The 19,856-nt window shown below is 60.6% G+C and carries 24 protein-coding genes; 11 read left to right on the top strand and 13 right to left on the bottom strand.

The genetic code is table 11. The features are described 5' to 3' along the window. Positions 1 to 106 precede the first annotated feature (106 nt). The 6 genes from AC19YX_RS31545 to AC19YX_RS31520 form a co-directional block, all read right to left on the bottom strand. Entirely contained in the window at positions 107 to 1,144 is a 1,038-nt protein-coding gene (locus tag AC19YX_RS31545; RefSeq protein ID WP_500607795.1) for a DNA topoisomerase IB, read from the bottom strand. Between the two features lie 83 nt (positions 1,145 to 1,227). Further along, positions 1,228 to 2,316: a molybdenum ABC transporter ATP-binding protein gene (gene modC, locus AC19YX_RS31540; protein ID WP_500607794.1), complete on the bottom strand. Its 1,089-nt coding sequence runs from the start codon at positions 2,314 to 2,316 to the stop codon at positions 1,228 to 1,230. 5 nt (positions 2,317 to 2,321) lie between these two features. After that, positions 2,322 to 3,002, bottom strand: a complete 681-nt coding sequence (modB, locus tag AC19YX_RS31535; protein WP_201131029.1) for a molybdate ABC transporter permease subunit — start codon at positions 3,000 to 3,002, stop codon at positions 2,322 to 2,324. Then, positions 3,003 to 3,770, bottom strand: a complete 768-nt coding sequence (gene modA / locus AC19YX_RS31530) for a molybdate ABC transporter substrate-binding protein (RefSeq protein ID WP_078473019.1) — start codon at positions 3,768 to 3,770, stop codon at positions 3,003 to 3,005. It lies immediately after the preceding gene. 179 nt (positions 3,771 to 3,949) lie between these two features. After that, positions 3,950 to 5,014: an NAD(P)H-dependent flavin oxidoreductase gene (locus tag AC19YX_RS31525; protein ID WP_500607793.1), complete on the bottom strand. Its 1,065-nt coding sequence runs from the start codon at positions 5,012 to 5,014 to the stop codon at positions 3,950 to 3,952. 139 nt (positions 5,015 to 5,153) lie between these two features. Then, a complete protein-coding gene (locus tag AC19YX_RS31520; protein WP_500607792.1) occupies positions 5,154 to 5,744 on the bottom strand; it encodes a hypothetical protein in 591 nt (196 codons plus the stop codon). A gap of 176 nt (positions 5,745 to 5,920) precedes the next feature. On the opposite strand from AC19YX_RS31520, the gene acuI reads away from it, so the two are divergent. Beyond that, positions 5,921 to 6,904, top strand: coding sequence for an acrylyl-CoA reductase (NADPH) (acuI, locus tag AC19YX_RS31515; RefSeq protein ID WP_500607791.1), 984 nt, complete (start codon positions 5,921 to 5,923; stop codon positions 6,902 to 6,904). 52 nt (positions 6,905 to 6,956) lie between these two features. Further along, entirely contained in the window at positions 6,957 to 7,442 is a 486-nt protein-coding gene (locus AC19YX_RS31510) for a GyrI-like domain-containing protein (RefSeq protein ID WP_500607790.1), read from the top strand. Positions 7,443 to 7,523: 81 nt separating this feature from the next. Here the strand turns inward: AC19YX_RS31510 and alkB are convergent, their stop codons facing one another. From alkB to AC19YX_RS31495, 3 genes are all read right to left on the bottom strand, one after another. Continuing rightward, positions 7,524 to 8,168 (bottom strand): DNA oxidative demethylase AlkB, encoded by a 645-nt coding sequence (gene alkB, locus AC19YX_RS31505; protein WP_500607822.1) that lies wholly within the window; start codon positions 8,166 to 8,168, stop codon positions 7,524 to 7,526. A 103-nt stretch (positions 8,169 to 8,271) separates the two neighbouring features. Next, complete coding sequence (locus AC19YX_RS31500) at positions 8,272 to 8,442, bottom strand: hypothetical protein (RefSeq protein ID WP_178102990.1); 171 nt, start codon at positions 8,440 to 8,442, stop codon at positions 8,272 to 8,274. A gap of 38 nt (positions 8,443 to 8,480) precedes the next feature. Beyond that, entirely contained in the window at positions 8,481 to 8,783 is a 303-nt protein-coding gene (locus tag AC19YX_RS31495; RefSeq protein ID WP_020294662.1) for a DUF1883 domain-containing protein, read from the bottom strand. A gap of 208 nt (positions 8,784 to 8,991) precedes the next feature. Between AC19YX_RS31495 and AC19YX_RS31490 the strand changes: the two genes are divergently transcribed. The 4 genes from AC19YX_RS31490 (at position 8,992) to AC19YX_RS31475 (ending at position 11,408) form a co-directional block, all read left to right on the top strand. Further along, positions 8,992 to 9,342 (top strand): hypothetical protein, encoded by a 351-nt coding sequence (locus AC19YX_RS31490; protein ID WP_078473013.1) that lies wholly within the window; start codon positions 8,992 to 8,994, stop codon positions 9,340 to 9,342. A 195-nt stretch (positions 9,343 to 9,537) separates the two neighbouring features. Beyond that, positions 9,538 to 10,188 carry a c-type cytochrome gene (locus AC19YX_RS31485; RefSeq protein ID WP_500607789.1) on the top strand — a complete coding sequence of 217 codons (651 nt, stop codon included), beginning with the start codon at positions 9,538 to 9,540 and terminating at the stop codon, positions 10,186 to 10,188. Beyond that, complete coding sequence (locus AC19YX_RS31480) at positions 10,185 to 11,108, top strand: c-type cytochrome (RefSeq protein WP_500607788.1); 924 nt, start codon at positions 10,185 to 10,187, stop codon at positions 11,106 to 11,108. Before AC19YX_RS31485 ends, AC19YX_RS31480 begins: the two co-directional genes overlap by 4 nt. Positions 11,109 to 11,177: 69 nt before the next feature. Continuing rightward, entirely contained in the window at positions 11,178 to 11,408 is a 231-nt protein-coding gene (locus tag AC19YX_RS31475; RefSeq protein WP_020294658.1) for a hypothetical protein, read from the top strand. A gap of 15 nt (positions 11,409 to 11,423) precedes the next feature. On the opposite strand, the gene AC19YX_RS31470 is transcribed toward AC19YX_RS31475, so the two are convergent. Beyond that, positions 11,424 to 11,705, bottom strand: a complete 282-nt coding sequence (locus AC19YX_RS31470) for a hypothetical protein (protein ID WP_043228295.1) — start codon at positions 11,703 to 11,705, stop codon at positions 11,424 to 11,426. A gap of 135 nt (positions 11,706 to 11,840) precedes the next feature. Next, a complete protein-coding gene (locus AC19YX_RS31465) occupies positions 11,841 to 12,029 on the bottom strand; it encodes a hypothetical protein (protein WP_078473010.1) in 189 nt (62 codons plus the stop codon). A gap of 280 nt (positions 12,030 to 12,309) precedes the next feature. Between AC19YX_RS31465 and galU the strand changes: the two genes are divergently transcribed. Together galU and gorA are read left to right on the top strand one after the other, a co-directional pair. Then, positions 12,310 to 13,149 (top strand): UTP--glucose-1-phosphate uridylyltransferase GalU, encoded by an 840-nt coding sequence (gene galU, locus AC19YX_RS31460; RefSeq protein WP_078473009.1) that lies wholly within the window; start codon positions 12,310 to 12,312, stop codon positions 13,147 to 13,149. 132 nt (positions 13,150 to 13,281) lie between these two features. Then, positions 13,282 to 14,640: a glutathione-disulfide reductase gene (gene gorA / locus AC19YX_RS31455; RefSeq protein ID WP_500607787.1), complete on the top strand. Its 1,359-nt coding sequence runs from the start codon at positions 13,282 to 13,284 to the stop codon at positions 14,638 to 14,640. On the opposite strand, the gene AC19YX_RS31450 is transcribed toward gorA, so the two are convergent. Next, complete coding sequence (locus AC19YX_RS31450; protein WP_500607786.1) at positions 14,637 to 15,653, bottom strand: DNA-binding protein; 1,017 nt, start codon at positions 15,651 to 15,653, stop codon at positions 14,637 to 14,639. The genes gorA and AC19YX_RS31450 overlap by 4 nt on opposite strands. Positions 15,654 to 15,829: 176 nt before the next feature. Here AC19YX_RS31450 and AC19YX_RS31445 point away from each other — a divergent pair, with 176 nt between their 5' ends. The 3 genes from AC19YX_RS31445 (at position 15,830) to ahpF (ending at position 19,157) form a co-directional block, all read left to right on the top strand. Then, the gene (locus AC19YX_RS31445) at positions 15,830 to 16,768 is read left to right on the top strand and encodes a site-specific integrase (RefSeq protein WP_500607785.1); all 939 of its coding nucleotides are present in this window, start codon (positions 15,830 to 15,832) and stop codon (positions 16,766 to 16,768) included. Between the two features lie 138 nt (positions 16,769 to 16,906). After that, on the top strand, positions 16,907 to 17,470 hold the full coding sequence (gene ahpC / locus AC19YX_RS31440; RefSeq protein WP_020294651.1) for an alkyl hydroperoxide reductase subunit C: 564 nt from the start codon (positions 16,907 to 16,909) through the stop codon (positions 17,468 to 17,470). A 121-nt stretch (positions 17,471 to 17,591) separates the two neighbouring features. After that, positions 17,592 to 19,157, top strand: a complete 1,566-nt coding sequence (gene ahpF, locus AC19YX_RS31435; protein WP_020294650.1) for an alkyl hydroperoxide reductase subunit F — start codon at positions 17,592 to 17,594, stop codon at positions 19,155 to 19,157. A gap of 72 nt (positions 19,158 to 19,229) precedes the next feature. On the opposite strand, the gene gloA is transcribed toward ahpF, so the two are convergent. Further along, positions 19,230 to 19,751 carry a lactoylglutathione lyase gene (gene gloA, locus AC19YX_RS31430; protein WP_500607784.1) on the bottom strand — a complete coding sequence of 174 codons (522 nt, stop codon included), beginning with the start codon at positions 19,749 to 19,751 and terminating at the stop codon, positions 19,230 to 19,232. Positions 19,752 to 19,856 lie beyond the last annotated feature (105 nt).

The following is a 19,856-nucleotide window of genomic DNA, read 5'->3' as shown; positions in this document are numbered from 1 at the left end:
GAATACATTTTGGAAGGCTTAGTTGTTCACGTCGGCAATCGTCCTGGAACGGGGGAAGGCGCACAGCCTAACGCGCAGCCCGGGCCTTTGACAACCCGGGTTTGCTTCAACTGGCGGCGACTTGATCCACCAGGCTTTCCAGAAACATCGCCAGGCCCACCTCTTCTGCCTTGAGCCCCTTGCGAGTCCTGGGCTTGGGCAGCTTGGCCAGGTCGCCGAGCAGGAAGCTGTCGAGCACGGCGGGGTGGATGTAGCACTTGCGGCACACGGCCGGGGTGTTGCCCAGTTGGCGGGAGACGTCCTTGACCATCTCGACGATGTGTTTTTTGGCCTCGGTTTCCGACTCCCATTGCAGTTCGCGCAGTACCGCCAACGCCAGGGTGCTGCCGGCCCAGGTGCGGTAATCCTTGGCGGTGAAATCGGCGCCGGTCAGGGTTTGCAGGTAAGCGTTGACGTCCGAGGAGCTGACACTGTGGCGCTCACCGTTTTCGTCCAGGTACTGGAACAGGTTTTGCCCCGGCAGCTCCAGGCAGCGCTTGATGATGCGGGCCAGGCGCTGATCCTTGATGGTGATCTGATGCTCGATGCCGCTCTTGCCGCGAAACTGGAACAGGATCGCGCTGCCTTTGACTTCAACGTGCCGGCTACGCAGGGTGGTCAGGCCGTAGGAACGGTTGTCGCGGGCATATTGGCTGTTGCCGACACGAATCAGCGTGGCGTCGAGCAAGGTGATGACGGTGGCCATGACCTTGTCCCGGCTGAACCCGGGCGCCGCCAGCAGCGCCTCCAGTTGCCGGCGCAGTTTTGGCAGGGCGCCACCGAACTCCAGCATGCGCGAGTATTTGTCGGCATCGCGCACTTCGCGCCAGCGCGCGTGGTAGCGGTACTGCTTGCGGCCCCGGGCATCACGGCCGGTGGCTTGCAGGTGGCCGCGCGGATCGGCACAGATCCACACATCGCTGTAGGCCGGCGGCACAGCCAGGGCGTTGATGCGCTTGATCTCGTCCGGGTCCTTGATACGTTGGCCATCGGCGTCGAAGTAGCAGAATTTGCCGCGCAGTTTTTTGCGCCGGATACCGGGCTGGCTGTCATCGACGTAATGCAGGTCGGGTGGCAGGTCGACGGGCAGTGTAGTGTCGGGCATGGCAGTAATCCTTGGCAAAACGAGCGGGCCTGTATCGGATTGACCACGGCGCCCGGCAGTCGTGCCAAGGATTTTCGAGTGCCTCAGGCGAGGACCGCGACCGCCTTGATTTGTGCCCACAGCTGCTGGCCGGGGTGCAGTGCCAGGAGGTCGCGGGAGAAGCGGGTGATCCGTGCCAGCAGCGGTGTGCCGGCGGCATCGAGGCGCACCAGTACGTGAGCGCTGTTGTCGGCGGCAGTTTCCTGGCTGACCGTGACCGGCAGGCGATTGAGGATGCTGCTGTGTTCGCCGGCTTGCAGGCTGAGGCTGACGTCCCGTGCCTGCACCTTGAAGCGCAGGCTCTTGCCGATGGCCAGGGGCGCATGGGCCACGCGTATCGTCAGTTGGCTGCCGGGCAGTTGCAGGGTCACCAGTTGGTAGTTGGCATCGTAGTGGCTGACCCGGCCCTCGATCACCACGCCGGCGTCGTCGCCCAGGGCCAGGGGCAAATCGAGCCGGGCCAGGGTGTCGCCGATGGGGCCGCTGGCCATTGCCTTGCCCTCGCTGAGCAGCACGATATGGTCGGCCAGCCGCGCCACTTCATCCTGGGAGTGGCTGACGTACAGCACCGGAATATCCAACTCGTCATGCAGGCGTTCGAGGTAGGGCAGAATCTCGCTTTTGCGCTTGGCATCCAGCGCCGCGAGGGGCTCATCCATCAGCAACAGCCTGGGGCTGGTCAGCAGGGCGCGGGCAATGCCGATGCGCTGGCGTTCGCCGCCCGACAGGTTATGTGGATGGCGTTCGAGCAGGTGGCCGATGCCCAGCAGGTCGGTGGCGTGGGCCATGTCGACTTTGCGTTGGGCGCGGGGGATGCGCCGCAGGCCGAATTCGAGGTTGGCTTGCACCGACAGGTGGGGAAACAGGCTGGCTTCCTGGAACACATAACCCAGGGAGCGCTTATGGGGTGGGACGAAGATCTTCCTGCGGCTGTCCTGCCACACCTCGTCGTTGATCTGTACCAGACCTTGCCCGGCTTTTTCCAACCCGGCGATGCAGCGCAGGCACGTGGTCTTGCCCGAGCCGGAGTGCCCGTACAGGGCCGTGACACCGCGCCCCGGAAGCTGCAGGTCGAGGTTCAGGGCAAAGTCTTGATAATCCAGGGTGAGGCTGACGCGAATCTCGGAACTCATGGGGTTCAACTCCAGCCAGCTTTGGTCTTGCGGCTGGAGTAGAGCGCCAGCAACACCAGGAACGAGAACACCAGCATGGCCCCTGCCAGCCAATGGGCCTGGGCGTATTCCATGGCTTCGACGTGATCGTAGATCTGCACCGAGACCACTCGGGTCTTGTCCGGGATATTGCCGCCGATCATCAACACCACGCCGAACTCACCGACGGTATGGGCGAAACCCAGGATCGACGCGGTGATGAACCCGGGGCGAGCCAGGGGCAGGACTACGCTGAAGAAGGTGTCCCACGGGTTGGCGCGCAACGTCGCCGCCACTTCCAGTGGGCGGGTGCCGATAGCCGAGAATGCGTTTTGCAGCGGTTGGACTACAAACGGCATGGAGTAGATCACCGAACCTATCACCAGGCCGCTGAAACTGAAGGTCAGGGTGCCCAGCCCAAGGGACTGGGTGAGCTGGCCGAGATAGCCGTGGGGGCCAAGGGCCAGGAGCAGGTAAAAGCCGATCACCGTCGGTGGTAGCACCAGGGGCAGGGCCACCACCGCGCCGATCGGCCCGCGCCACCAGGAACGGGTGCGCGACAGCCAGAGGGCGATCGGAGTGCCGATGACCAGCAGGATCAGGGTCGTCAACGATGCCAGCTTCAGGGTCAGCCAGATCGCGGAAAAGTCGGCACTCGCCAGCGGCATTTAGAGCTGGTAACCGTAGGATTTGATGACGGCGGCGGCTTTCGGGCCTTTGAGGTAGTCAACCAGTGCTTTGGCGGCCGGGTTGTCCTTGCCTTTGTTGAGGATCACCGCGTCCTGTTTGATCGGGTCGTGCATCTCGGCCGGAACGATCCACGCCGAACCGCTGCTGACTTTGCCGTCCTTGTAGATCTGCGACAAGGCGACAAATCCCAGCTCGGCATTGCCGGTGGACACGAACTGATAGGCCTGGGTGATGTTCTGGCCTTCAACGATCTTGCTCTTGACCTGGTCGGTCAGGCCGAGCTTGGCCAGGACCTGAGTCGCAGCCAGGCCATAAGGTGCGGCTTTCGGGTTGGCAATGGACAGGTGCTGATACTGGTTGTCCTTGAGCACTTTGCCTTGGCTGTCGACATAACCTTCCTTGGCCGACCACAGGGCCAGGGTGCCGATGGCGTAGGTGAAGCGCGAACCTTTGACGGTGTCGCCTTCGGTTTCCAGTTTTTGCGGCGTGGTGTCGTCAGCCGACAGGAACACTTCGAACGGCGCGCCGTTTTTGATTTGGGTATAGAACTGCCCGGTGGCACCGTATGCCGCGACCAGTTTGTGTCCGGTGTCCTTTTCGAAGTCAGCGGCAATGGCCTGGATCGGCGCGGTGAAGTTGGCGGCAACGGCGACTTGCACTTCATCGGCCTGGGCCGAACCAAAGGCAAACACGGCGAGGAGGGTGGCGAGGCAAGTCGGGGCAAATCCTGAGGCACGAATGGTCATGAAACGGCTCCGTTGAGGGCAAGTGCGCTGGGCAGTTTGTTGTTGGAAGTGGACTGCACCGAAGCAAGGGGGGTAATCGCTGTATAGCGGAATATATAGCGAATCGCCGACGAACGGAACTCTGCTGCTGGATGGGGTGAACGGCGCGCCACCACGGGTGCAATCGTGGTGGCGAACCCTCAGCGCCGGGCCAGCTTGGCCAGGGCTTGCTCAGCCAGGCGCCGGGTCAGTTCATGGGTGGATAACTCGAGCCCCAGGCGCAGTGCCTGGCCTGACCAGAGGTTGGCGAAGTCGGCGTCGTCCTTGGCGCGCAATGGCATCAAGGCGCCACCGGCCAGTGGGAAGGCCGGGGCCAGAGGGTTGATCGGACCGATTTCACGCATGATCCGGTTGACGATGCCCCGTGCCGGGCGGCCGGTGAACAGGTTGGTCAGTGCGGTCTGGCTCTCTTTGGCACTGCGCAAGGCCTGGTGATGGGCCGCGCTGATCTTGGCCTCCGGGGTAAACAGGTAGGCGGTGCCCAATTGTACCGCCGAGGCGCCCAAGGCAAACGCGGCCACAATGCCCCTGGCATCGCCGATGCCACCGGCCGCGATCACCGGCAGGGTCACCGCGTCGACGATCTGCGGCACCAGGGCCATGGTCCCGACCTGGCTGTTGAGATCCTCGCCGAGGAAAATCGCCCGGTGGCCGCCGGCTTCGTAGCCCATGGCGATGATCGCGTCGCAGCCATGCTGTTCGAGCCAGACGGCCTCATCGACAGTACTGGCCGACGACAGGATTTTCGCCCCGGTGGCCTTGACCCTCTCCAGCAGTGAGGGCTCCGGCAAACCGAAGTGGAAGCTGACGATTTCCGGGCGCAGTTCTTCCACCAGTTCGCAACTCACGTGGTCGAAGGGCGCGCGGCTGCTGACCGGGGTTGGCGCGTCGAAGTCGGCACCCAGTTCGCGGTAATAGGGTTGCAGCAGGTTTTTCCACTGGGCATCGCGCTCGGGATCGGGTGCAGGCGTCTGGTGGCAGAAGAAGTTCAGGTTCAGAGGGGCCTGGGTGGCCTGGCGAATGTTTTGCACTTCCTGGCGAATCTGTTCCGGGCTGAGCATGGCGCAGGGCAGGGAGCCCAGCGCGCCGGCCTGGGCCGCCGCGATAACCATGGCGGAGCCGGTGGCTCCGGCCATCGGAGCTTGAATGATCGGCAGTTCGATCCCCAGCAAGTCAACAATTCGGGTGTCAGGCCATTGGCTCATGTGCAACTCCTCTGCGCAGTAAAAGTAATGACGACAGCGCCAGGGTTTGTAGCAGGAGTCACCTGGAAAAGGCCAGCCGACTTTATCGCCTGAGAGGTCAAAAGGCTGCCCGGGTCCCGATAGAGCCCAACTGCAGCGGTTACTTCGGCAGCCAGGGCGCTGCCAGCTTCAACGCGCCATGCCCGCCGCGGCGTACGCAGGCCAGCACCGGCATCCAGTCCAGTTCGGTGGGGCGTACCTGGTTGGTGCTGACCAGCCGCACCTCACCGGACGAGCCGCCCGCCGGCCCGGCGTCCGGGATGTACACCGAGAGCCATGTGCCCTGGCTTTCCAGGACCAGGCAAAACAGCCAGCCCTCGTCTTCGCAGATCAGGCCGACTCGAGCGCCTTCGACGTTTTCCAGGCCAGCCAGGTGCGCCGTGGCGTCTTTGAGCAAGCCGTAGCCGGGGATCTTGCCGAGGACGTTTTCTTCCAGGGCATTGAGCAACTTCGAAGCCGGGCCGGTTTTGGCCAGCAGGCCGGCGATAAAGCAGATCAGCACCAGCATCAGCAGTGCTACCAGGGTGAACAGGGTCACACCGGCGATGCTGTACTGGGCGAACATCGGCAACAGTTGATGGATCGGGCCGCGCAGCAGGTGGACGGCTTTTTCCAGCAGGATCACCACCAGCACCAGCGGCAGGATAAACAGCAGGCCTCCGGCAATTGTGGTCTTGATGAAGTTGAACATTGCTATCCCTCGCAGGTGACTGGGTGGTTGCCGAGGTCAAAGCATAGTCGTGGCAGGATGTCTGGCGAACGGTCTTTGCTGCGGCCGAGCGGGAGGTCGGTGCCTTGTGATTCAAGGTCGAAGTTCATTACCCTGCCACGGGCAATGAGAGCCACGGGGCCATTCGGGAGACAGTCATGTTCAACGGCATTTTGATCGAGAAAGACGAGCAGGGTTATCGCGCCAATCTGCAGCGGATCAGCGACGAGCAGTTGCCGCCGGGAGACGTTACGGTGCGCGTGGCCTACAGCACGCTGAATTTCAAGGATGGCCTGGCCATTACCGGCAGCAGCCCGGTGGTGCGCAGCTTCCCCATGGTGCCGGGGATCGACCTGGCCGGCACGGTCGAAGCCAGCGCTCATCCCGACTACCAGGTGGGTGACGAGGTGCTGCTCAACGGTTGGGGTGTCGGTGAGGGGCATTGGGGCGGCCTGGCTCAGAAGGCCCGGCTTGACGGAAACTGGCTGATTCCGTTGCCCAAGGCCTTCAGCGCGGCCCAGTCCATGGCCATCGGCACCGCGGGTTACACGGCGATGCTCGCGATCCTGGCGCTGGAACGTCATGGCGTCACGCCGGAGCAGGGCGAAGTGCTGGTCACCGGGGCCAATGGCGGGGTTGGCAGTTTTTCCATCGCACTGCTGGCACGTCTGGGGTATCGGGTGGTGGCCTCAACCGGGCGGACCGCAGAACACGCCTACCTGCAGCAATTGGGGGCCAGTGAAATCATCGATCGTGCCAGCCTCTCCCAACCCGGCAAACCCCTGGCCAAGGAGCGTTGGGCCGCGGTTATCGACTCGGTGGGCAGCCACACCCTGGCCAATGCCTGTGCTGCAACTCGGGCCAATGGCACGGTCGCTGCCTGTGGCCTGGCCCAGGGCATGGACTTCCCGGCATCGGTTGCGCCGTTTATCCTGCGCGGCGTGACCCTGGCGGGGATCAACAGCGTGACTCAGCCCAAAGCCTTGCGGATGCTGGCCTGGGACCGTCTGAGTCAGGACCTTGACCCGGCGCTGCTGCCGCTGATCAGCCAGGAAATCGGCTTGAGCGAAGCCATCGAGGCCGCTCCGCGCTTGTTGGCGGGCCAGTTGCGCGGCCGGGTGGTGGTGGACGTCAACCGCTGACCTGCTGGCCAATAATCAATTTCAATCAATACCTGAACAAGGAATAAGGCCCATGGATGTAAAAATGCGCGAGGTGTTGCCGTTCAGTGTTGCCGGTTTGCAGGTGCGAACCCTCAACGCCACTGAACAACAGCCGGAGACGGCGCAGATCGGCCCGATGTGGGCGCGTTTTTTTATCGAAGGGCTGTTCGAAAAGATCGAGCCTCGCGAGCCTGATTCCTTTGTCTATGGCGTGTACTCCGGTTATGAGTCCGATGCCACGGGAGCCTTTGATGTCACCGCCGGGGTTGAAGTGACCGGTGCGGCAGAGGGCTATCAGTCGGTGCAGGTCGAGGGTGGCCAATACCTGGTGTTCAACGCGAAGGGGCCGCTGCCCGACAGCGTGATCCAGACCTGGGGCCTGGTCTGGGCCTACTTCGAAGACCGTCCACAGTTGCGCCGCAAGTTCGCTACGGATTTCGAGGTCTACACCGGCCCGGACTCGGTTGCGGTCTATATCGGCGTTCATTCGACGGATGCAGCGGCTGCCAGTCACTGATAACAGGTCACGCCCCTGGCAATGCGTGAAAGCGCGGTTGCCAGGCGGTTGCGCTGTAGGCTGTCGCAGCTAGCCGACTCTTCAGCCCGCGTGGCGAAACGTCAGGTTGATCCGCTGCTCGCCTAATTTCTCGTGGCTGCCAGCCTTGAGCGGCAGCACACCATGAAAGCGCAGCCGGTCGACGCCACCCCACACCACCACATCACCGTGCAGCAACGGGACCCGCAGTTGTCGGTCGCTACGCTGCTCGCCGCCAAACAGGAACATCGCCGGCAAACCCAGGGAGACCGAGACGATGGGCGCGCTGTAATCGCGTTCGTTCTTGTCCTGGTGCAAAGACATCCTGGCCCCGGCGACATAACGGTTGATCAGGCAGGAATCGGGGCTGAAGCCATCGAAACCCGCCGCCTGGGCCGCGGCCCGGGCCAGCTGCTCGAATACTCCGGGCATTGCCGGCCAGGGTTGGCCGGTCTGCGGGTCGAGGCGGGCGTAGCGATAACCACTGTGGTCGGTGGTCCAGCCCAGGTTGCCGCAACTGCTCAAGGCCACCGACATGGTGAAGCCGCCAGGGGTAACCATACTGCGAAACGGCGCAACGACAAGCACCGACCTGAGGGCCGGCAGCAGGCGCTCGACCCAAGGCAAGGCGAAGCCCCTCAGCACCCGGGACTGCTGGCCGATCTGTTCGGTGCGTGCGGGTTGTGCCAGATCAGTCTCGGTAAACAGGCCGAGACTAGGGGAGGGGTCGCTGCTGTGACTACTCAAGGGACACTCCGAGGAGATGCCGTCTCGGCGCCGTTTGAATGGGGCGTCGGACAGGGCGCGGGCGTTACAGGGCTTTACTCACGCTGACATCGCTGATCACGTCTTCGGACTGGCCATGCAACGCCAGCAAGGCCGCCTGTGCCTCTTCCTGGGTGCCGGTCTCGAGTTGGGCGAATTCGAAGCGACGCTCGCCGTTGAGCTTGTATTTGATGACGTACTTGGTCGTTTGAGCCACGGGCGTACCTGTCTTGGGTTGGCGAGGTGAGAGCGGAATCAGCGCAGTTTAGAGCTGGAGCGGCGGACGATCTTGATCGAATGCTTCAGGCTCGGTTTGCGGGTAACGCTGATGGCGCGGGTGGTCACGGTGTCGATGGTGATGTTCCAGAAACCGGTACTCGGCGCGGTGATCTTGGCCGGGAACTTGTCGAAGGCCCCACCGTGGTAGCTGTGGCGACCGCCATTCTTGAAGCTGCGGAAGTTGGCGTCGCTCATCAGGCGAATGTTGCAGGTCTGGGAGCATTCGATGACGACAATATCGTCCTCGTTGAGGTGCTCGCGCTGGTGGATAAATTTCATGGGCGCCTCCAGAAGGGCTTTTTCTACAAAATCAAAACGATAGCTGAAAGATGGCGCAGTTTATCAGGCCGCACGGGGTAGTAGCGGGCCGCTCCCGCCGGGTTTGACAATTTAAAACAGTTATTTACCGATTTATGAGCGATAAAACCTCCCGCGCCGGAGAAAAACACCATTTACACTGTCGGACGGTTTTTATTGGAGGATTTGTATGAAGTGGGGTGTGTTGATTCTGGCTCTGGCGATCAGCGGTTGTGCGACCGTCTCGGATATTAACCAGGCGCCGCCCACCCTGAACGTGATTTCGGGGAAAAAGCCGCCGGAGTACGCCAAGTGCGTCACCGAGAAGTTGGCCGGCAGCCGGGGAGCCTTGCAGGTCGAGCCGCACAAGGACGGCATGCGCATCATTGTTCCGCAGAAAGTGTCTTCAGGTCCGACTGCGGTGTTTGATATTGAAGAGCGCTCGGGAGGCAGCAGCATCAAGCTGCACGAGAGCATGTCCAACGTTCCGATGCGCCCTGGCGATATCCGCAAGGCCGCCGAGGAATGCATTTCCGGCTGACCGCCTCTCGATTTTTTTCAACAGCCTGCCGCGCTTCGGGTCTCGAAGCGCCGCGGGCTTTTTTGTGGATGAATATTCAGGCGTGCGGTGGCTCGACTCCGATTTTGCAGTTGTAGCAGTGATAGCTATTTGCCAACTGTTTTTAGGCTTATATTAAGTAGGCCTAAGCATATAACTAAAATAATGGAGTTCGACATGATCCCACTGGATCGAATACTGCTGAGTAGTCTGATGCTGTTGTCCGTTCAATCTGCCCACGCCGTGGAGGGGCAGAAAGTCTTCACCCAGGGTGGCGCGCAGCCTGCCGCAATGGCCTGTGTCTCGTGCCACGGAGCCGATGGCATGGGCCTAGCGGCAGCCGGCTTTCCCCGTCTGGCAGGGCTGCCGGCCGGCTATCTGAGCAAGCAGCTGGAAGATTTTCGCAGTGGTTCGCGCATCAGCCCGGTGATGCAGCCACTGGCCAAGGCCCTGGCCGAGGACGAAATCCGCGCCGTCACTCAAACCCTCGCCGCCATGCCTGCCCCGGCGACCCCCGCCATTTCCCGCAGTGCAACGCCCAATGGCCTGGGCGAACGCCTGGCCCTGCGTGGGGCCTGGGATCGACAGGTACCGGAGTGTGTGACGTGCCACGGCCCGGGTGGCGTGGGGGTGGGGCAGACCTTTCCGCCTTTGGCCGGGCAATCCGCAGCCTACCTGACCGCCCAACTGAACGCCTGGCGCGATGGCACACGGCGCAATGACCCGGACGACCTGATGGGGCACATCGCCAAGTCCTTGAGCGCAGAGGAAGTGACAGCAGTGGCTGATTATTTTTCCAAAGTGAACAGCCAGGAGAGCCGGCCATGAATATTCGTTTTTCGTTCCCGTTGGCCTTCGGTTTGCTGGCAACTTCTGTACAGGCGGCATCCATTGCCATGGAGGATCAGAGCCAGTTGCAGACGCCGGCCGCTGCCAGCCACGGGCAATACTTCCAGCCCCCGGCTGAAAGCGAACTGCCGAACAACGCCTACGGCAAGATGGTACGTGACGGCTATGCGCTGTTTGTCGACACCAAGCGTATGGCGCCCAATTTTGTCGGCAACGGCCTCAATTGCAGCAACTGTCACCTTGGCCAGGGTCGGGTCGCCAACTCGGCGCCGCTTTGGGGGGCTTACCCGATGTACCCGGCGTATCGGCAAAAGAACGACAAGGTCAACACCTTTGCCGAACGCTTGCAGGGCTGCTTCCAGTTCAGCATGAACGGTGGGACGCCGCCCGCAGCGGACAGCAAGGAAATCACTGCGTTGTCGGTGTACGCCTACTGGCTGGCGAGCAAGGCGCCGCTCGGCGTTGAACTACCGGGGCGTGGCTACCCTGAAGTGCCCAAGTCGGCCCAGGGCTACGACATTGCGCGTGGCGAGCAGGTGTTCAAGGCTCAATGTGCGGTTTGCCACGGCGATAACGGCCAGGGGCAGAAGGTCGGGCAGGATTATGTAATGCCACCGTTGTGGGGCAAGGACTCCTACAACTGGGGCGCGGGGATGCACCGGATCAATACGGCGGCGTCTTTTATCAAGCACAACATGCCTCTGGGCAAGCCCGGAACCCTGAGCGATCAGCAGGCCTGGGATGTGGCGGCGTTCGTCAACAAGCATGAGCGGCCGCAGGATCCGCGGCTGGTGGAAGGCTCGATCGAGAAAACCCGGGTCAAGTTTCACGCCAATGATGGGGTGAATTTGTACGGTCAGACGCTGGATGGCGTTTTGATTGGCCAAGGCATCCGATAAACTGTCGACCATCGTCACTGATGCCGTCAAAGCCTATGCTTTGGCGGCATTGTCTTTTTGGGAGCAGGCATGAAGCGTGAGCAAGTAAGGGAGCGGCATGCAGAGGGTAATATCTCTGCGACCCATGTGATTCAAAATCCGGCGAATTCGGGAGAGTGGATCGTTTTTTTCAAGAAGAGCGCTGGGCGCAGCTATTTCCTGGTGGATGACAACGATGAGGTCGAGTCATTCTCGCGGCTGGACGAGCTGGTCGAGACGATCCGTGGCCTGGGTATCAAGTTCGCCGAAATTCATATGTAGGCCGGCAGGTGCCGGTTATTTGCACACCACCACCACGCTGCGGCTCTTGAAGTTGCCGACATCGACGCCCAGAGTCTTTTCACTCTCTTTCAGAGAGGGCGTGCCTTCAGTGCCGACGATTCGGTAGCCCGTGCCCGCACAAGAGGCATCAGCCTTCTCGTAGCAGCTGGCCCAGGAGCTGGCTTCGCCGGAGCAATCGATGCTCAGGCCTTGTTCGCCGTTTGCCAGGTAAGTGTTGGAGGCCGTCGCGCATCCACTCAGAGCCAATACAGCGGTCAGTGCCAAAAGTCTGTTCATATAGGTTGTCGTCATTCAAGAGTAGGGGCGGCGCGGTTGCCGAGGCCAAGGCGCAATGCCATAGCCAACGGCCATTACGGTACAGACAATCAAAAAGCCCTGCTAGTTGCAGGGCTCGATGCGGTTATTGCGGGCTCAGGGCTTGGCGTTGCGCCGCCGGGCCGGGGGCGGAGGCTGATCCTGCAGGACTGAAGCCACTTCAATCGCCAATGCTTCGGAGGCGAACGGCCCGGCGATGTTTTCGCCGTTGCTGCTGGTCACCCACCATTGGCCGTCTTGCGCTTTACTGATCAGGTAACCGTTTATGCTTTTTGCTGCCGACATCTAGAGGTCTCGTGAGCGGGATCAAGGGCGTAATCATAGCGGCAAACGCTCCTCAAGGGCGTGGCATTTAACGCTCGGGGCAACAGGGGATTGATCTGAAACTTCCTCCGGCCAGGGCGGCGGCGATTTACCTGGGGAGCGATCTGCAGGATGCTGTGGAACTATCTGCTTGAATATTTCTCTATGATGGCAGCGGTTAGCCAGCGCGGGGCATTGTAAGGTGCTCGCCGCCTGATTAGACTGCGCCGAACTCGTAAGCACAGCCCTTTTAAGGACTCATATGATCAAGAAATGCTTGTTCCCAGCAGCCGGTTACGGCACTCGCTTCCTGCCAGCGACTAAGGCCATGCCTAAAGAAATGCTGCCAGTGGTGAACAAGCCACTGATCCAGTACGGCGTTGAAGAAGCGCTGGATGCCGGATTGAACCAAATCTCCATCGTGACCGGTCGCGGCAAGCGCGCCCTCGAAGACCACTTCGACATCAGTTACGAGCTGGAAAACCAAATCAAGGGCACCGACAAAGAGAAATACCTGGTCGGTATCCGCAAGTTGCTCGACGAGTGCTCGTTCTCCTACACCCGTCAGACCGAAATGAAAGGCCTGGGCCACGCCATCCTCACCGGCCGTCCACTGATTGGCGACGAACCTTTCGCCGTGGTCCTGGCGGATGACCTGTGTGTGAACCTTGACGGCGACGGCGTGCTGACGCAGATGGTCAAGCTGTACAAGCAGTTCCGCTGCTCGATCGTGGCCATCCAGGAAGTCGACCCGCAGGAAACCCACAAGTACGGCGTAATCGCCGGCGAAATGATCCGCGACGACATCTACCGCGTACACAGCATGGTCGAGAAGCCAAAGCCGGAAGATGCACCGTCGAACCTGGCAATCATCGGTCGTTACATTCTGACCCCGGACATCTTCGACCTGATCGAGCAAACCGAACCAGGCAAGGGCGGCGAAATCCAGATAACCGACGCCCTGATGAAGCAGGCGCAAAACGGCTGCGTGATGGCCTACAAGTTCAAAGGCAAGCGTTTTGACTGCGGTGGCGCCGAAGGCTACATCGACGCAACCAACTTCTGCTTCGAGAACTTCTACAAGACTGGCAAGGCTTACTGATAGCCCTGGCGGGACCCTGTACTGAAAAGCCACCTTCGGGTGGCTTTTTCGTTTTCTACCCCGATGTTAAATGCACTGCGCTGACCGTATCGATAACTGCGGTTATGCTGTCAGCCTGCCTGGGAGAGTGAAATGGCCTACGATTTTGATCTTTATGTAATTGGCGCCGGTTCCGGCGGTGTGCGCTCGGCGCGGTTTGCCGCAGGTTTTGGGGCGAAAGTCGCCGTGGCCGAGAGTCGCTATCTGGGTGGCACCTGCGTCAACGTCGGCTGTGTGCCGAAGAAGCTTCTGGTGTACGGCGCACACTTCGCAGAAGACTTCGAGCAGGCCCAAGGGTTTGGCTGGACCCTGGGTGATGCGAGCTTTGACTGGCCAACCCTGATCGCCAACAAGGACCGGGAAATCCATCGCCTCAACGGGATCTACCGCAACCTGCTGGTCAACAGCGGTGTCACCTTGCACGAGGGCCACGCCAAACTGATCGATCCCCATCAGGTGGAGGTCAATGGCCAGCGCTACACCGCCAAGCACATCCTGATCGCCACGGGCGGCTGGCCGCAGATCCCGGATATTCCGGGGCGCGAACACGCCATCAGCTCCAACGAGGCGTTCTTCCTCAAGGAGCTGCCAAAGCGTGTCCTGGTCGTCGGGGGTGGTTACATCGCCGTCGAGTTTGCCGGGATTTTCCATGGCCTTGGCGCGGACACCACGTTGCTGTATCGCGGCGAGCTGTTCCTGCGGGGCTTCGATGGTGCGGTGCGCAAGCATTTGCAGGAAGAATTGACCAAGCGCGGGATGAACCTGCAGTTCAATTCGGATATCAAGCGGATCGACAAACAGGCCGATGGCAGTCTGAGTGTCACTCTCAAGGATGGACGAGAGCTGGTGGCCGACTGTGTGTTCTATGCCACGGGGCGGCGGCCGATGCTCGACAACCTGGGCCTGGAAAATACCGGGGTCAAGTTGGATGAGCGTGGCTTTGTCGAGGTTGATGAGCAGTATCAGAGCGCCGAGCCCTCGATCCTGGCCATTGGCGATGTCATCGGCCGCGTGCAACTGACGCCCGTAGCCTTGGCCGAAGGTATGGCTGTGGCGCGACGCCTGTTCAAGCCTGAGCAATATCGTCCGGTGGATTACCGGATGATCCCTACCGCCGTGTTCAGCCTACCCAATGTCGGTACGGTCGGCCTGACCGAAGAGCAGGCGCGGGAGGAGGGGCACGAGGTGCAGATTTTTGAAAGCCGTTTCCGGCCGATGAAACTGACCCTGACCGAATGCCAGGAGCGCACCCTGATGAAGCTGGTGGTGGATGCCAAGACCGATAAGGTCCTGGGCTGCCATATGGTCGGGCCCGACGCGGGTGAGATCGTTCAGGGGCTGGCCATTGCCTTGAAGGCTGGCGCAACCAAACGCGACTTCGACGAAACCATCGGCGTGCACCCGACTGCCGCCGAAGAGTTCGTCACCATGCGTACCCCGGTCGGCGCCTAAGCGTTCGGCGGTGGTTCCTGTGCATCTGGCTGCGCCTTGTGTGGCGTGGCCAGACGCAGGGCTTCAAGGCCGGCCTCGGCCTTGGTCGCGCGCAATTCCAACTCCTTGTTGCTGCGGGCCTGCTCTTCAGCTTGCTGCTTGAGTGCGTGGCTCTCCAGAAGGGCTACGCGCAGGCGTTCCTGAAGCAGCGTCCGGTCGCTGTCCATACGGCCTGATTGCTCCAGCAGTTGCTCAATCCGCGCATCACTCTTCTTCGCCTGCTCCTGAGTCTGCTTCAGCTCTTTTTGAGTGGCGCGGTTCTCACTGAACAGTCGCTCATTGTCTCGATGCAGTTGGGTGATCTCATCCTGGCGAACCAGTGCACTTTGCTGTGCCTGGCGCAGCTCCATCTGGACCTGTTGCAGCTGCCCTTCGTGACGTCGCTGCTCCTGTTCGCGCTGATCCTTCACCGCGCTGCGGTAGTGCTCCAGCGCGTCACGGGCATGCAGGTGCTTGTCTTCCAGGGAGCTGATTTGCTGGTCCTTGTCATTCAGGCGCAGTTCGAAATCACTCAAGGCCTGGTTCAAGCCAGCATTGCGGGTCTGTTCGCTCTGTAGCGTGGAGCGGGTGCTGAGCAGGGTGGCGCTCTCATTCGCCAGTGCTACGCCTTGAACGTCCAGTTGCTGCTGCAGTTGAGCCCGTGTGTTTTCAGCTTCTGCGAGACGCTCTTCGAGGGCCAGCCTGTGCGCCGCAAATTGTGCCTGGGCCTGCTCGATGGGCTCCTGAGCTTGCTCTCGCAGACGCTCTGCGAGGCGCGTAACCAGCTGTGCCAGTTCGTCCTCAAGCTCCTGGGGCGGGGTGCCCGTGCGTGCAACCCCGTCATCCAGCTCCTTCAAATAACGATGAATAGTGGTTTTTGAGCCGGTATTGCCCATTTCGATGCGTACTGCGTCGATGCTCGGGTGCTCGCCGCGCGCGAGGATCGCCAGGCGTGCCGTTTGCACCACCGCTTTATTTATGCCGCCGCGAGCCATGTGCTCTCCTACGATTTCGTGTTGTGGTATGTACCATGTAATTACATACAATATAGCGCATTATTTTAATAAAATCTTTTACGTTAATGACATGGGATATAGTGGTATTACCCCGTGTCAGTAGCGATTTGCGCTTTTCTTCTCGAGTTTCCGTACGTTTAGAGCGAAGCATCCCCATGAGTGAGCTGGATCGTTACCTGCAAGCCGCGACGCGTGACAACACGCGGCGCAGCTATCGAGCCGCCATTGAACATTTTGAGGTGAGTTGGGGTGGGTTCCTGCCCGCCACCAGCGACAGTGTGGCGCGCTACCTGGCGGCCTATGCCGGTGAGTTATCGATCAACACGCTGAAGCTGCGGCTCTCGGCCCTGGCGCAGTGGCATAACAGCCAGGGTTTTGCCGATCCGACCAAGGCGCCTGTGGTGCGGCAGGTGTTCAAGGGGATTCGCGCTTTGCATCCGGTCCAGGAAAAACAGGCCGAGCCTTTGCAGTTGCAGCATCTGGAGCAGGTGGTCAACTGCCTCGCCCTGGAAGCTCGGCAGGCGATTGTCGATGAGGACACGCCGGCCCTGTTGCGTGCCCGACGGGATACGGCGCTGATTCTTCTTGGCTTCTGGCGCGGCTTTCGCAGCGACGAGTTGTGTCGCTTGCACGTCGAACACGTGCAGGCCATTGCCGGCTCCGGCATCAGTGTGTACGTGTCGCGCAGCAAGAGTGATCGAGAGAACCTCGGCAGGACCTACCAGACGCCGTCGTTGCAGCGGCTATGTCCGGTTCAGGCCTATATCGAGTGGATCGCCAGCGCGGCGTTGGTGCGTGGTCCGGTTTTTCGCAGCATCGATCGCTGGGGCAATCTGAGCGAGCAGGGGCTGCATGCCAACAGCGTGATCCCTTTGTTGCGCCAGGCGCTGGAGCGGGCCGGGATTGCGGCCGAAGGCTACACCAGCCATTCACTGCGCCGCGGGTTTGCAACCTGGGCTCACCGCTGTGGCTGGGATCTGAAGTCCTTGATGAGTTATGTCGGCTGGAAAGACGTGAAGTCAGCCATGCGCTACGTCGAGGCCAGCCCGTTCCTGGGCATGGCCCGTCTCGAAGAAAAACCGGTCGAACAGTAGATTCGGGTTTCTTCTATTAATACAGTCCGCTGATAGTCAAAACCAATCGGTAGCATCAGGTTTGCCAATGAGCGCATCGGCGGCGGGTTGGCTAAGATTCTCCCCATCAAGTTTTCAACCACTGACGGAGAGTCAACGATGCCTATCATCAACAGCCAAGTTAAACCGTTCAAAGCAACCGCATTCAAAAACGGCGCATTCGTCGAAGTGTCGGACGCCGATCTGAAAGGCAAATGGTCTGTCGTATTCTTCTACCCAGCTGACTTCACCTTCGTTTGCCCAACCGAGCTGGAAGACCTGGCCGACAACTACGCCGAATTCCAGAAGCTGGGCGTCGAAATCTACAGCGTCTCGACCGACACCCATTTTGCCCACGCTGCCTGGCACAACACTTCGCCAGCCATCGGCAAAATCCAGTACACCATGATCGGTGACCCAACCCTGACCATCTCCCGCAACTTCGACGTACTGATCGAAGAAGCCGGTCTGGCTGACCGTGGCACCTTCGTGATCAACCCTGAAGGCCAGATCAAAATCGTCGAAATCAACGATGGCGGTGTAGGCCGTGACGCATCCGAGCTGCTGCGCAAGATCAAGGCCGCTCAATACGTTGCCGCCCACCCAGGCGAAGTCTGCCCAGCCAAGTGGAAAGAAGGCGAGGCCACCCTCGCTCCATCCCTGGACCTGGTCGGCAAGATCTAAGTCCGTGAAGCACCTCAGGGCGGGTTTTACCGCACCTTAAGTAAGCTGCACCGCCCTCAAAACGCCCGGGCGACCTTCGCTCGGGCGTTTTTTTTTACCGAATTAAAAGGAAATCGCCCGTATGTTGGACGCCAATCTTAAATCTCAGTTGAAGTCATACCTGGAACGGGTCACCCAGCCGATCGAGATCGTAGCCTCCCTCGACGACGGTGCGAAATCCCAGGAAATGCTTGAACTGCTCAAAGAAGTTGCCAGTCTTTCGAGCCTGATCACCTTGCTCGATAACGGTACCGATGCGCGCAAGCCTTCGTTCTCGTTGAACCGCCCGGGAAGCGATATCAGCCTGCGTTTTGCCGGTATCCCCATGGGCCACGAATTTACTTCGTTGGTGCTGGCCTTGCTGCAAGTCGGCGGTCACCCTTCGAAAGCCAGTGCTGAAGTGCTGGAGCAGATTCGCTCGCTGAAGGGCGAATTCAATTTCGAAACCTACTTTTCGCTGTCCTGCCAGAACTGCCCCGACGTGGTCCAGGCACTGAACCTGATGGCGGTGCTGAACCCGAATATCCGCCACGTGGCCATCGACGGCGCGCTGTTCCAGGACGAGGTCGACGAGCGTCAGATCATGGCTGTTCCCAGCGTGTACCTGAACGGCGTGAACTTCGGCCAGGGCCGCATGGGGCTTGAGGAAATCCTCGGCAAGATCGATACGAGCGCGATCGAGAAACAGGCCGAAAAAATCAACGCCAAAGACGCCTTTGACGTGCTGGTGGTCGGCGGTGGCCCGGCGGGCGCCGCAGCAGCAATCTACGCGGCTCGTAAAGGCATCCGCACGGGTGTCGCCGCCGAACGTTTTGGCGGCCAGGTGCTGGACACCATGGCCATTGAAAACTTCATCTCGGTGCAGGAGACCGAAGGCCCGAAACTGGCTGGAGCCCTGGAAGCCCACGTTCGTCAGTACGATGTCGACATCATGAACCTGCAGCGCGCCAGCGCCCTGATCCCGGCAACCGAAGTGGGCGGGTTGCATGAGGTGCGCTTTGAAAGCGGTGCCAGCCTCAAGGCCAAGTCGCTAATCCTGGCCACCGGTGCCCGCTGGCGTGAAATGGGTGTGCCGGGCGAGCAGGAGTACAAGGCCAAGGGGGTGTGTTTCTGCCCGCACTGCGACGGCCCATTGTTCAAGGGCAAGCGCGTAGCAGTGATCGGCGGTGGCAACTCTGGGGTTGAAGCGGCCATCGACCTGGCGGGTATCGTCAGTCACGTGACGTTGCTGGAATTCGACGGCAAGTTGCGCGCCGATGCGGTGCTGCAGCGCAAGCTGCACAGCCTGCCGAACGTCAAGGTCATCACCAGCGCCCTGACCAGCGAAGTGAAGGGCGACGGCCAGAAAGTCACCGGTCTGGTCTACAAGGACCGTGACTCGGGTGAGTTCAACACCGTCGAACTGGAAGGGATCTTTGTCCAGATCGGCTTGCTGCCCAACACGGACTGGCTCAAAGGCACTGTCGAGTTGTCGCCGCGGGGCGAGATCATCGTCGACGCTCGCGGTGAAACGTCTCTGCCCGGGGTGTTCGCTGCCGGTGACGTCACCACGGTGCCGTACAAACAGATCGTGATTGCGGTAGGCGAGGGGGCCAAGGCATCTCTCAGTGCTTTCGACCACTTGATCCGGACCTCGGCTCCGGCGTAAAGCGGTGACGCAAAAAACAAAACCCCATGAGCCAGGCTCATGGGGTTTTTATTTGCCCGTTAAAACGAGTTGCTACAGCGGGGCCGGCTGGATGATTTCGACCCAGTAGCCGTCCGGGTCCTTGATAAAGGCCAGGCTTTTCATGCGGCCATCGGTCAGGCGTTTCTGGAAGTCGCAGCCCAGTGTTTCGAAACGCTCGCAGGCGGCAACGATGTCCGGTACCGAGATGCAAATGTGGCCAAAGCCGCGAGGGTCAGTGTTGCCATTGTGGTAGGCGAAATCCGGGTCGTTTTCGGTGCCGTGGTTATGGGTCAGTTCGAGAATCCCCGGGATCGACTTCATCCATTGGGTACGCACTGCGGCGTCAGCCGGGATCTGCGCCTTGTCCACCAGGGCCAGGAAGTACAGGCTGAATTCAGCCTCGGGGAAGTCGCGTTTTTCTACCAGCGAGAAGCCCAGGACACGGGTGTAGAAATCCAGGGATTGAGTGATGTCCTTGACCCGCAGCATGGTGTGATTGAACACAAAGTTGGCGGTGGCGGAGTCAGGCTGGGCGGTAACGCCGGGGAAAGTATCAAGTTCGTGCAGGCTCATGGGCCCTCCGGAAAAAAGTGGGGCAAACGGCGCTCGGGCAAACGAGCGGTGCCTTGGCTTGCGATGATTCATGCATCCTTGGGATGCGCAATGATACGCAACAGC

The organism is Pseudomonas sp. MF09150, from assembly GCF_059862355.1.
Note: the sequence above shows the minus strand (reverse complement) of the source record. Positions and strands in the feature narration are given on the sequence as shown.